Origin of the sequence: Marinobacter profundi (assembly GCF_002744715.1) — a bacterium.
GTDB lineage: Bacteria > Pseudomonadota > Gammaproteobacteria > Pseudomonadales > Oleiphilaceae > Marinobacter > Marinobacter profundi.
The window spans coordinates 1-11,790 of the sequence record NZ_KZ319372.1 but is presented as its reverse complement, the minus strand read 5'-3'; the positions used below and the strand labels follow the sequence as shown (position 1 = coordinate 11,790).

General features: G+C 61.1%; 9 protein-coding genes and 1 pseudogene. 3 read left to right on the top strand and 7 right to left on the bottom strand.

Translation table 11 applies throughout. The annotated features are described in order from the left end of the window. Nucleotides 1–33: 33 nt before the first annotated feature. The 7 genes from CLH61_RS12030 to CLH61_RS12000 form a co-directional block, all read right to left on the bottom strand. Nucleotides 34–1,260: a CoA transferase gene (locus CLH61_RS12030; protein WP_099614999.1), complete on the bottom strand. Its 1,227-nt coding sequence runs from the start codon at nt 1,258–1,260 to the stop codon at nt 34–36. A gap of 67 nt (nt 1,261–1,327) precedes the next feature. Continuing rightward, a complete protein-coding gene (locus tag CLH61_RS12025; RefSeq protein WP_099614998.1) occupies nt 1,328–2,185 on the bottom strand; it encodes a MaoC/PaaZ C-terminal domain-containing protein in 858 nt (285 codons plus the stop codon). Between the two features lie 86 nt (nt 2,186–2,271). Continuing rightward, on the bottom strand, nt 2,272–3,192 hold the full coding sequence (locus tag CLH61_RS12020) for an SDR family NAD(P)-dependent oxidoreductase (protein WP_099614997.1): 921 nt from the start codon (nt 3,190–3,192) through the stop codon (nt 2,272–2,274). Between the two features lie 91 nt (nt 3,193–3,283). Beyond that, nucleotides 3,284–4,951 carry an acyl-CoA dehydrogenase family protein gene (locus tag CLH61_RS12015; protein ID WP_099614996.1) on the bottom strand — a complete coding sequence of 556 codons (1,668 nt, stop codon included), beginning with the start codon at nt 4,949–4,951 and terminating at the stop codon, nt 3,284–3,286. 77 nt (nt 4,952–5,028) lie between these two features. Next, nucleotides 5,029–6,228, bottom strand: coding sequence for an acetyl-CoA acetyltransferase (locus CLH61_RS12010; protein WP_099614995.1), 1,200 nt, complete (start codon nt 6,226–6,228; stop codon nt 5,029–5,031). 28 nt (nt 6,229–6,256) lie between these two features. After that, nucleotides 6,257–7,705 (bottom strand): 3-oxoacyl-[acyl-carrier-protein] synthase III C-terminal domain-containing protein, encoded by a 1,449-nt coding sequence (locus CLH61_RS12005; RefSeq protein ID WP_099614994.1) that lies wholly within the window; start codon nt 7,703–7,705, stop codon nt 6,257–6,259. A 73-nt stretch (nt 7,706–7,778) separates the two neighbouring features. Further along, nucleotides 7,779–8,918 (bottom strand): acyl-CoA dehydrogenase family protein, encoded by a 1,140-nt coding sequence (locus tag CLH61_RS12000; RefSeq protein WP_099614993.1) that lies wholly within the window; start codon nt 8,916–8,918, stop codon nt 7,779–7,781. A 264-nt stretch (nt 8,919–9,182) separates the two neighbouring features. Between CLH61_RS12000 and CLH61_RS11995 the strand changes: the two genes are divergently transcribed. The 3 genes and pseudogenes from CLH61_RS11995 to CLH61_RS11985 all read left to right on the top strand — a co-directional run. After that, nucleotides 9,183–10,187, top strand: a complete 1,005-nt coding sequence (locus CLH61_RS11995; RefSeq protein ID WP_099614992.1) for a LysR family transcriptional regulator — start codon at nt 9,183–9,185, stop codon at nt 10,185–10,187. Between the two features lie 210 nt (nt 10,188–10,397). Continuing rightward, entirely contained in the window at nt 10,398–11,537 is a 1,140-nt protein-coding gene (locus CLH61_RS11990; protein ID WP_099614991.1) for a DcaP family trimeric outer membrane transporter, read from the top strand. Between the two features lie 173 nt (nt 11,538–11,710). Further along, nucleotides 11,711–11,790 (top strand): annotated as a pseudogene (locus CLH61_RS11985) (electron transfer flavoprotein subunit beta/FixA family protein); the annotation flags it as partial.

Below are 11,790 nucleotides of genomic sequence, written 5' to 3'. Positions count from 1 at the left end.
TGTGATTGATCGTGTTGTTATTGATCTCGGTACTCAGCGGCCAGAACCCGCCACAATCTTCTGGTCGAACAGGCGCGCGATCTCGCCAGCGGACAGGCCGAGGGTGTCCGCCAGAATTTCCTCGGTGTGCTCACCCAGTTTTGGTGCAGGCCGCACCGGCTCCTGATCCACCGAGGTGAATCGCAGCGGATGATCCGGCATCAGATACTTGCCAATGCCCGGCTGCTCCACCATCTGGAACATCGGGTTGTCCACCGAACAGTCGATGTCGTTCTCGACCACTTCGCGGATGGTCTGGTACTTGCCCCAACAGGCGCCGGCGTTGTCCAGCTCGGTGGCAACCTGCTCGAAGCGGCGGGCGGCAAACCAGGGCTGGAAGATCTCGGTGATACCGTCGCGGCCTTCGTAACGGTCGCCTTCCTTGCGGAAATCCAGCCCCATGCGCTGCTGCAGGGCGGTTATCTCGGCTTCGGTACCGGTCACCTCGACCAGCGCCCGCCACTGGTTGGGACTAACTCCCACCACCATCACCCGCTCACCGTCCTGGCACTGGAAGTCATGACCGTAGGTGCCGAAGATGTTGTTGCCGATGGCCTCGCGATCGCTGCCATTGATCATGGCTTCGGCGATGTAACCCAGGTTGCCCAGGGTGGCGAGTGCCACATCAGCCAGGGCAATGCGCACCAGCTGGCCCTGGCCGGTGCGGCTGCGATGGCGCTCGGCCGCCAGCAGGCCCAGGGCAATCTGCTGCCCGGTAATTACGTCCCAGGCGGGCATCGGGTTGTTCAGTGGCGGGATCTCCCCGCTCTTGCCCACCCCGGTCAGCGCCGGAAAGCCCACTTTGCAGTTGACGGTGTAATCCAGCGCACCACGGCCGTGGCGATCGCCAACCAGGTTCAGGTAAATCAGGTCGTCCCGGTGTTCTTTCAGGCGGTCATAGGACAACCAGCCCTTGGCCGGGAAGTTGGTCAGGAACAGGCCTGCCTCGTCGCCGGGGGCGGCAATCAGCCGGGTCAGCAGCTCCTGGCCTTCGGGGCGGCGGAAATCCACCGCGATGGAACGCTTGCCCTTGTTGAGGCTGTGCCAGTACAGGCTTTTCTGGTCCGCGGTCACCGGCCAGCGGTTGTAATCGATACCGCCACCGATCGGATCGAAACGGATGACGTCCGCGCCCAGCTGCGCCAGTGTCATACCGCCGGAAGGTGCGGCCACGAAGGCACTGCCTTCAACGACACGGAGTCCTGAGAGAATGTTCTGCATGGTGTTCAGTTCCTGGCTGTCAGGGGGTGGAAGCACCGGCCGCCGTCACCGGCGACCGGAACGGGCGTCAGCTGACTTCGGCGTAGCCGTTGTTGATGACCACCACATCGCGCTCGGTTACCCGGCAGCGGAAGGCGACTTCGTTGCCGGTGCGCCAGATTTCGGTGCGAATGGTTTCACCCGGATAGACCGGTGACGAGAACCGCAGGCGAATGCGGTGGAATCGGGCCGGATCGTAGTCACACAGGGTTTTCAGAATGGCGTGGGTGGCCACCCCGAAGGTACACAGCCCGTGCAGGATCGGCGCCTTGAATCCGGCCGCCGTTGCCACCGCCGGTGACGCGTGCAGCGGGTTGTAATCGCCGGACAGACGGTAGATCAGTGCCGACATCGGCAGCGTTGGCAGGTCGCACACCAGGTCTGCCTCGCGCTCGGGAATCGGGTCCGGCTTCGGTGACGGCACCGACGGGCCGCCAAAACCGCCGTCACCGCGGGCCATGGTGGTGCTGATCAGGGTACACAGGTCTTCACCGGTAGCCGCATCACGGACGGTGCGCTCGGACAGGATCAGGGCACCCTTGCCCTCGCCCTTGTCGACGATTTCGTTGATCCGGGTGGTGGCTTCAACCGTGCCGGAGGCGGGCAGGGGTTTGTGCATGATCATTTCCTGACCGGCGTGGAGAATCTTCACCCAGTCGATGCCGGTATCCGGCTCTTTCGCCCAGAAACCGGGATAGGCCAGCACATTCGCCATGCTGGGCATGGCTTTCAGGCCATCTTCGTAGACAAATTTCAGGCAGTCTTCATCGAGGGGGTCGATGCCCATACCCACACCCAGGGCGTAGAGGATGGTGTCTTTCTCGGTGTAGGTGTGTTCGAGACGCTCGAACTTGCGATTCATCAGCTTATCGTAATCGATGGCCACCGTGGCGCTCCTTTATTGTTACTGTCAGGGCCGTACAGGTGCCCGGCCCCGCAGGGCCGGAACGATACTGCAATGTCAGACCGGGATCAGAACGGGTCCCAGCTGAACACGTCCGCAGAGCGGCTCAGCGGATAGAAGTCCGCTTCGAAGGCCGGCAGCACACGGCTCAGCACAGTCTCCGGAGTCCAGCCCTCGGAGGTGTGGGCAGAGCGGAACGGACGCGGCTGGCTGAACAGGAAGATTTCGTTGTTACGCACACCGAAGATCTGGCCGGTGACGTTCTTCGCCTGGTCGCTGCACAGGGACACCGCCAGGGTGGCGATCTTGTCCGGAGTCATCTGCTGGATCTTGGCAACGCGGGCCTTCTGTTCCTCACTGTCGGTCGGAATGCTGCCGATCAGCCGGCTCCAGGCGAACGGCGCGATGCAGTTGGACGTTACCCCGAAGCGCTGCATGTCCAGTGCCATGGACTTGGACAGGCCCACGATACCCATCTTGGCCGCCGCGTAGTTTGCCTGGCCGAAGTTACCGATCAGGCCGGAGGTGGAGGTCATGTTGACGAAGGTACCGCTGCCCTGCTCGCGGAAAATCGGCGCCGCAGCACGGCTGACGTTGAAGGTGCCTTTCAGGTGGACCGCCAGCACCGCGTCAAAGTCTTCCTCAGTCATCTTGTGGAAGATCACGTCGCGCAGGTTACCGGCGTTGTTGATGACGCCGTCGATGCGACCGAAGGTGTCGATGGCGGACTGGACGATTTTCTGACCGCCTTCCCAGGAGGTCACGCTGTCGAAGTTGGCAACCGCATCACCGCCTGCTGCCTTGATCTCGTTGACCACTTCCTGGGCCGGAGTGGCATCGTTACCGGAACCGTCCGCACCGCCACCGATATCGTTAACCACTACCTTGGCGCCACTTTCCGCCAGCAACAGTGCAGTGGCGCGGCCGATACCACGGCCGGCGCCGGTAACCACGATGACTTTTCCTTCCAGAAGTTTCTTATCGCTCATGACACCCTCCTACAGGTCTCTTGTTGTCTGATCATTGATGTAGTTGCGGCAGTGCAGCACTGCCGGTCAATCGGGTCTGGCCGACCGCCGTTCAGGCGTTGCCCACCAGGTTTCTTGCAATCACTTTGAGCGCCAGGGTTTCCTCGGCGCCCTCGAAAATCGACAGCACCCGGGCATCGACGAAGTAACGGCTGACCGCCGTTTCCTCGGCATACCCCATGCCACCGTGAATCTGCATGGCTTCGCGGGTTACCCACTCCGCGGCACGACAACTGAACAGCTTGACCAGGCTAGCCTCCATCTGACCGGCGCCCTCGTCCATCATCCGTGCCACCGCGTAGCTGAACTGGCGGGAAGCGGTCAGGGTGGCCATGATGCGGCCGAGCTTCACCCGGGTCAGCTGGTAATCGCCCACCGGGTTGCCGAACACCTTGCGCTCCCGGGAGTAACTCAGCGCCTTCTCGAAGGCGGCCTGCATCACCCCGGTGGCACGGGCGGCGGTCTGGATACGACCGCCGGCAAAGCCGGCCATGGTGAAGTAGAAACCCTTGCCTCGGCCGTTTTCCTCACCAATCAGCCGATCGGCGGGCACAAAGTAATCCTCGAAGAACACGTCATAGGAATGCATGCCGCGGTAGCCCAGGGTGGCGATGGCCTTGCCCTGAATCACTCCGCCGCCGGGCTGCTGATGACGGAATTCATGGCCGGCAGCCGCCGGCTTTTCCACCAGGAACAGGCTCAGTCCTTTGTGTCCCAGGGCAGGATCCGCCTCGGTGCGGGCCATCGCCAGCAGCAGGCTGGCCTTGCCGGCAAAGGTACACCAGGTTTTGCTGCCGTTGAGCAGCCAGCCGCCGTCCACCGGCGTCGCCTTCAGCCCCAGCGACGCGACGTCCGAGCCGAAGTTGGGCTCGGTTATGGCAATCGCGCAAAGCTTCTCGCCAGAGGCGATCTGCGGCAGCCAGGTTTCCTGCTGGGCCGACGTGCCACCCTGCAGCAGGGCCTTGGCGGCAATTTCCGGGCGGGTAATCAGCGAACCGGCGGCGCCGAGGGAGGCCTTGGAAAGTTCCTCAGTGACCACGATCATGCCGAGGCTGTCATCGCGGTCGTCCGGCTGCAGACCACCAAACCGTTCCGGAATGCTGATTCCGAAACAGCCGAGCTCTGCGGCCTGGTTGAGAATCTCATCGGGAATATCGAGGTCGTGGCGGTGGATTTTCTCCGCCAGCGGCGCAACCACGTCGGCACCGAAACGGGCAAACATGTCGCGGACCATTTCCTTGTCTTCACTGAGCAAAGTCGGCAGACGGCTGCTGCCGCGCTCGGTGACGGCACCGCCGATCCCGGCGAGGAACTCCGCACTGCCGTAGCTGGCCCGCAAGGTACTGATGGCGCCATCGCCATACAGCGCAGACACTTCCGCAACATCCAGGCCGAGGTCCGTGGCACGGGCCAGCAGGCGCTGGAGGGCCGAGCTCACGGCTTCGGCGGTAAACGCCAGCGCGGTATCCGCGGCAAAGCGATCGTCCTCACCCACCTTGCGGGCGTATTCGCAGACTTCCCGCGCGGCCACCAGCTCTGCGGTACAGAATGCCAGTTCGTAACAACCCAGCTGATGGCGGTCCAGCAGGTCGCCATCCAGCCTGCCGTCCACGGTGGCGAACGCCTTGAGGTTCTTCAGTCCCTGACGGACAAACTGCTCAACCGTGTTGACACTGCTGCTTGCAAGTTCAAGGGCCGCAGCCTGTTCACCGACACTCATGCTCTACCTTCCTGACTCTGTGGATTGGGAGAAACGGACCGGGGCAGCCAACCGCTGGCCGCCCCGGCTGAACCACCTTACTCGTATCGACCGATGATCGAGATACTGCAGATGTTCTGGTGCGGGAAACCGCCCAGGTTGTGGTTCAGCGCCAGCCGCGGATCTTTCAGCTGACGGTCACCGGCACGGCCGTAGAACTGCAGGTAGTTTTCATAGATCATCCGCATACCGGAGGCACCAATCGGGTGCCCGAAGCACTTGAGGCCGCCATCGATCTGGCACGGAATGCGGCCATTGGCGTCGAAGTCACCGTTGAGCACGTCTCGCACCGCCTGGCCTTCGTCCGACAGCTGCAGGTCTTCCATGGTGACCAGCTCGGTGATCGAGAAGCAGTCATGGACCTCGGTCATGCTGACTTCAGCCCGGGGATTGCGGATACCCGCCTCGTCGTAGGCACGCTGGGCCGCAATGCGGGTGGTTTTCAGGTAGGAACCGTCCCACTTGCTGAAGCCACCTTCCTCACCGTTGGACGCCGCCAGCTGCAGCGCCTTGACGGACACCAGGTCGGCCTTGCCGAGGGCACGGGCAATTTCCGGTGTGCAGACGATGGCGCAGGCGGCCCCGTCACTCACGCCGCAGCAGTCAAACAGTCCAATCGGCTCGGCGATGTAGGGGGCGTTGATCGCCTGTTCCTCGGTGATCTCGCGCTGCAGGTGAGCCTTCGGGTTCTTGGCACCATTGGCATGACTCTTCACAGAGATATGCGCCATGGCCCGCTTCAGGTCGGCCTTGTCGACGCCGTGCTTGGCACGGTAGCCGCTGGCCAGCTGGGCGAAGGCGCCCGGCGCGGACAGGTTCGGCCAGTACATGTCGTTTTCGACACCGCGGGTCCGCTGGGGCAGACCGCCGTAACCCACGTCCTTGAGTTTCTCCACACCCAGTGCCAGGGCGATGTCACAGGCACCGGAAGCCACCGCATACACCGCTCCACGGAAGGCTTCGGTACCGGTGGCACACATGTTCTCGACCTTGGTCACCGGAATGTTGGGCAGACGCAGGGCGATGGACAGCGGCATGGCGCTGGAGCCCACGTTGTAGGCATCGATACCGGCACCGAACCAGGCCATCTCGATCTGGTTCTTGTCGATACCGGCATCCGCCAGGCCTTCTTCAAATGCCTCGGACATCAGATCGGCAGGACTGGCATCCCAGCGCTCACCAAACTTGCTGCAGCCCATTCCAAGGATCACTACTTTATCTTTGATTCCACTAGCCATTGTTAGTCACCTGTAGTCGCTGCGTAAGTTATTGCTGAGCCGGAGTGGCCTTCCAGAAGTACTTCCGGAAGCCACGCTGGTTGTCGAACTGCCGGATACGGAAGTGCACGGAAACCTCAACACCGGTATCCATGGTGCCGGGCTCAACTTCCGTGAAGTCCATCATCAGGCGACCACCGCCCTCGAATTCCACCAGGCCAAAGTACGCCGGCGGGTTCCAGTCGAAGGTCAGGCGGTCGGCAGTCCAGGTCATCACGCGACCCTTGACGGCAGACATCGGGTGATCGTCCTGGCTGTCCAGACCACCACACTCAGGGTTAACGCAGTATTTTTCCTTGGGAATCTGCACGGTGCCGCAGCTGCGGCACTTGCCACCGATGAATCCGGTGAGCAGGTCCTTGCGACGGTACATGGCCGCCAGATAGCTTTGCTTGTCCAGCTCACCACGCTTGCCAACCTCACGATCCACCAGGTTGTTGAAGCTGAGGAAACGGTTGTAGTTGGCGTCTTCGCGACGGCGGGCCAGCGCACCGCTGAAGCCGGTTTTCGGACGCCTGGCGGCGATGGCATCGGTGGCACGCAGCAGCACCGCATCCGTTCCCTGGCCAAATCCGGTAAGCAGGATCAGGTCACCGGCGCGGGCTTTCTCCAGCACTTCGGTGAGCAACAGGATGGGATGGGCAACCCCGGTCACACCCAGGTTGCCGATGTGGTTGTCGGCAACTGCATCGGCGGCAATGCCGATGGCCTTGGCAACCGCAGCCGGGGTCCGGCCCTGATCGGTGGCCAGCACGAAATGGGCAATCTCGGATGCCTTCACGCCGGTCTTTTCCAGCAGGCGGTTGACCGCCAGCGGAACGCTCTTCATGAAGCCTTCGTCGCGGATCCAGCGCTCTTCCCACTCGTAGTCGAGGGTGGAGTCTTCACCGCGGTAATGGTCGACGAAATCGGTCACGTAGGTTTCGCTGCCCAGGTACTCGGCAATCACGTCCTCGTTACCCACCGCAACCGCAGCGGCACCGTCACCCCACAGCATTTCGGCACGGGAGCCGCACTTGCTGCGGCGGTGCTCGGACGCCAGCAGCAGGGCGTTACCCTTGGCCGCAGCACCGGATTCCAGCATGGTGATCAGCGCCGAGGTCGCGGCACGCTGGGAGGCGGCCACGTCCATAGTGCGCAGGTGGTCACCCAGGTTCAGCGCCTGGCTGACCACCACCGAGTTCTGGCGATCAAGGAACGGCAGCGTGGTGGAAGCCAGGTACAGCGCGTTGACGGAACCGGCATCCAGGACCGACAGACAGTCCTGACCAGCCTCAACGGCCATGGTGATGGTGTCTTCGTCCCAGTTACAGACACTGCGCTCGCCCTTGGCCAGGCCACGCAGGCTGGCATCAAACCAGTCGTTGGCGTCGGCGATGGCGGACTTCAGCAGGCGGGTCCGGGGAATGTAGGCACCGTAGGCGGTAATACCAGACATGTGAATTCCTTCCTTTCTTGTTGTGCAGGCCCGGCGACCAGAGCCAGCCGGACCTGCCAGATTGATAGCCGGATTAGAGAGAGCGGGCGATAACCAGCTTCATGACCTCAGACGCACCACCGTAGATGCGGCGAACCCGGGCGTCGACGAACATGCGGGCAATCGGGTACTCGCACATGTACCCGTAGCCACCGAACAGCTGCAGACACTTGTCGACCACCACGCCTTCGTTCTCGGTGGTCCACAACTTGGCCATGGCACCCTCATCTGCGGTCAGCGTGCCTTCCGCGCATTTCTTGATGCACTGGTCGAGAAACGCCCAGCCCACGCTCAGGTTGGTCTTGATGTCGGCGAGGGTGAACTGGGTGTTCTGGAAATCTGCCAGTGCCTGGCCGAACATCTTGCGTTCTTTGACGTAGGCATTGGTCAGGTCAAAGGCACGCTGTGCTTCAGCCTGGGCACGGCAGGCAATGGTGATCCGCTCGCGGGGCAGCTCACGCATCATCATGGCAAAACCTTCGCCTTCCTGGCCCACCAGGTTGGTGACCGGCACCCGCACATCCTGGAAGAACATTTCGGAAGTGTCCGCGGCCTTCTGGCCGATCTTGTCCAGGTTGCGGCCACGCTGGAAGCCGGGACGGTCGGCCTCCACGATGATCATGCTGATACCGCGGGCGCCCTTGGACGGGTCAGTCACACAGGCCAGCAGGACAAAATCGGAGTTCTGACCGTTGGTGATGTAGGTCTTCTGGCCGTTGATAACGTACTCGTCACCATCACGGACCGCAGAGGTACGGATCGCCTTGAGGTCACTGCCGGCGCCCGGCTCGGTCATACCGATAGAGGCAATCACTTCACCGGTCACCATCTTCGGCAGCCACTGGCGCTTCTGGTCTTCGCTACCGGCATTCATCAGGTAGTAGGCGACGATATCGGCACTTACCGAGAAACCCACGCTGGCACCGCCGATGGCGTAGCCGGTTTCTTCTGACAGCACCATGTTATAGAGGAAGTCCGCACCCGGCCCGCCGTATTCTTCCGGCACGCCACAGCACAGGAAACCGTTCTCGCCCGCCTTGCGCCAGAACGCCTTGGGGACGATACCGTCCTTTTCCCACTGCTCGATGTTGGGCTCGAGCTCTTCGCGGAAGAAGCGACGGGCGTTCTCGCGGAACAGCTCATGGTCGCTGCTATAGATAGAACGGTTTTGCATAGTTTTTATCCTCTTGATGACTTTTGGTCAGGTGCGATTCCGGACTTCAATCACCCCGACCCGGATGTGGCGGAGCCCGCGATGCGCGGAAAAACCAGATGTGACCAACCGTATCAGCAAGGAAAAACTACAGCAATTATATACTTTTTATATCTGCCATCTCTTTTCGGCATACCATGGGCAACTAATAACCCCTAGGCCTCACCGACAAAGATGGTATAGAGTACGCCGAACGAATAATTAATTGTTATAGAAGAGATCGCCATGCCCTTCAACCTGAACATCGACCTGCGCCAGCTCAACACCTTCCTGACCGTTGCCGATACCGGCAGCTTCAGCCGCGCTTCCGAAAAACTGTTCGTGGCCCAGCCGGCACTGAGCCGCCAGATCCGGATGCTGGAAGAGGCGCTGAACGTCGAAGTGTTTGTCCGCCATGGCCGCGGCGTGGTGCTGACCGCAGCGGGCGAACTGCTCTACGAGCGGGCCCGCACGCTGCTGCAGAGCCTGGAGCGAACCCAGGCGGATGTGACTGCGGTGGCCGGAGAAGTCACCGGCCAGGTGGTGCTGGGCCTGCTGCCAACGGTAACCCATGGTTTCTCCGGCACCATTGTCGAGCAATACCGCAAGCGGTTTCCCCAGGTCCACCTGGCGGTCAAGTCCGCCATGAGCGGCACCCTGCAACAGATGGTGATGCAGCACCGGGTGAACCTCGCCATCACCTATAACCACAGCAACCACAAGAACCTGCGTTACCGGCCACTGATCGAAGAACGGCTCTACCTGATTTCTCCCACCAACACCAAGGTGTCCAACCGTTCGGAAATCACCCTCGATGAAGTACTGGACCTGCCCATGGTCATGCCGGAAGAAAAGCATGGCTTGCGGGTTGCCATGGAGAAGGAAGCCGCCGAGCGCAAGAAAACCCTCAAGCTGGCGCTGGAAGTCAGCGCCTGGCCGATGCTGACCGACATGGTCCGTCGCGGCCTGGGTTATACCATCCTGTCTTCGGCTGCGGTTCATGACATGACCCAGCGCAAGGAAGTGGTCGCCATCCCCATTACCGCCCCGGAGATCAAGCGGACCCTGTCGATTGTCACACCGACCGACCTGCCCGCGTCCGTTGCCACCACCAAGCTGGCGGAGATCATCATGCAGCAGGTGGCAGAGCAGGTTGAAGCCGGCACCTGGAAGGGCAAGCTGCTGTTTAATCCCAAGGAAATCAGTCAGTCAGCCCGTGAAACCGGCGAAGTCGGCGAGGTCCTCGAGTAATCGCCCAGCCCGGTGGGCAGGTATGGAAAATTCCGATATACCAAAAGCGCATAGGACTTATCGAATATAGATAATTGTTGGAGTCTTCAGCCGCTGCTAGCGTGTCATCTGCCGTGCGACGGCTAAAACCACTGGCGCCAAGGCCGCAATCACAACAGGTCACGGCCAGTCGACACAATTCCAACAAGAATCTCGGAGACAGGTATCCCTATGTCCACTAACAAATTAGCAATGGCAGTAAAAGCAACGACCGCCGCCATCGCATTCGGGGTTGCAACACAGGCAAGCGCGATTTCCTTTGAAGCGGGCGATGCAAAAGTTGATATCTACGGCTATGCCCGCCTCAACGCCGTATACGACATCGATGAGCAGATCAGCATCGGTTCCGGCACCCAGTCAGGTGACTTCAGCAAGATCAATACCGGTGCTGACGAAGACAACGAAGCGACCGGTTATTTCGACGCCGATGCCGTCCAGTCACGGATCGGTGTCCGCACCACCCTGCCGACCGGCGTCATGGTGAATGTGGAAGGTGACTTCCGTGGTGGCGCCACCGGCGGCGTTCTCCGCCTGCGTCACGCCTATGGCCAGTACGAAAACTGGATCCTGGGCCAGACCTGGTCCAACTACAACAGCTTTGTTGGCGGCACTTCAGTGCTGGAATTCGACGGTGTTGCCGGTGATCCCGGTCTGCGGTCACGGAAAGCCCAGGTTCGCTACACCTCCGGCCCTCTGTCCGTTTCCGTTGAGGACTCGGCTACCCGTATTGAAGGCGCCACGCCAAAGAACGGCCTCCCGGCTTTCACCGCCCGCCTCGAGAGCAAATCCGGCATGCTCGCCTACTCCACCGCAGCCGTGGTACAGCAGGTTGGCTACGATGACGGCACCGAAGACGATTCCGCCTTCGGCTACGCGGTGTTTGGCTCCGCCAAACTGGCACTGACCGACACCTTCAGCATCCAGGGCTCGGTCAACTACAGCGACGGCGCCAATGGCTATCTGTGGCGCTCCGGCAGCAACTACTACGGCGAAGACGCCTACGTTGTTAACGGTAACGTCGAAACCATCACTGGCATGAGTGGCAACATCGGTGCCAGCCTGAAAGCTGCCGGTGGTACGTTCAACCTGGTCGCCGGTATGACCGAGATGGATTGGGACGACGCAGAGGCCGATGGCCTGGCCGTTGCTGACAAGCATGAGCGCAACACCAATGCGTTCGTCAACTACCAGTGGTCCCCGGTAAAGAGCGTCAATCTTGGCGTTCAGTACGGCTACTTCAAGGTCAAAGAAGTCAGCGGGGATGATGGCGACGCCAGCCGCCTGATGTTTGCTGCCCAGTACAACTTCTGATCTAGCCACACTGCAAGGGGTCCGGGTTGTTGCAACCCGGACCCTTTCACACGAATTCCCCGGGGGCGGGCCACCTGAAGGTAGCCCGCTCTCGACCTGTAAACCGGACCTGTAACCCGGAACTGTAACAAGGGTGGCCAGATTCCACCCTGCATTGAAAAACGGAGAGTTGGATGAAGGTTCTCGTCGCGGTCAAGCGCGTTATCGACTACAACGTCAAGGTGCGGGTCAAGCCGGACAACACCGGTGTTGA

Bases quoted from the DNA above. Each gene is read 5' to 3' on its own strand.
- CLH61_RS12030 (WP_099614999.1), bottom strand. From the start codon at position 1,260: ATGCAGAACATTCTCTCAGGACTCCGTGTCGTTGAAGGCAGTGCCTTC.
- CLH61_RS12020 (WP_099614997.1), bottom strand. From the start codon at position 3,192: ATGAGCGATAAGAAACTTCTGGAAGGAAAAGTCATCGTGGTTACCGGC.
- CLH61_RS12015 (WP_099614996.1), bottom strand. From the start codon at position 4,951: ATGAGTGTCGGTGAACAGGCTGCGGCCCTTGAACTTGCAAGCAGCAGT.
- CLH61_RS12010 (WP_099614995.1), bottom strand. From the start codon at position 6,228: ATGGCTAGTGGAATCAAAGATAAAGTAGTGATCCTTGGAATGGGCTGC.
- CLH61_RS12005 (WP_099614994.1), bottom strand. From the start codon at position 7,705: ATGTCTGGTATTACCGCCTACGGTGCCTACATTCCCCGGACCCGCCTG.
- CLH61_RS12000 (WP_099614993.1), bottom strand. From the start codon at position 8,918: ATGCAAAACCGTTCTATCTATAGCAGCGACCATGAGCTGTTCCGCGAG.
- CLH61_RS11995 (WP_099614992.1), top strand. From the start codon at position 9,183: ATGCCCTTCAACCTGAACATCGACCTGCGCCAGCTCAACACCTTCCTG.
- CLH61_RS11990 (WP_099614991.1), top strand. From the start codon at position 10,398: ATGTCCACTAACAAATTAGCAATGGCAGTAAAAGCAACGACCGCCGCC.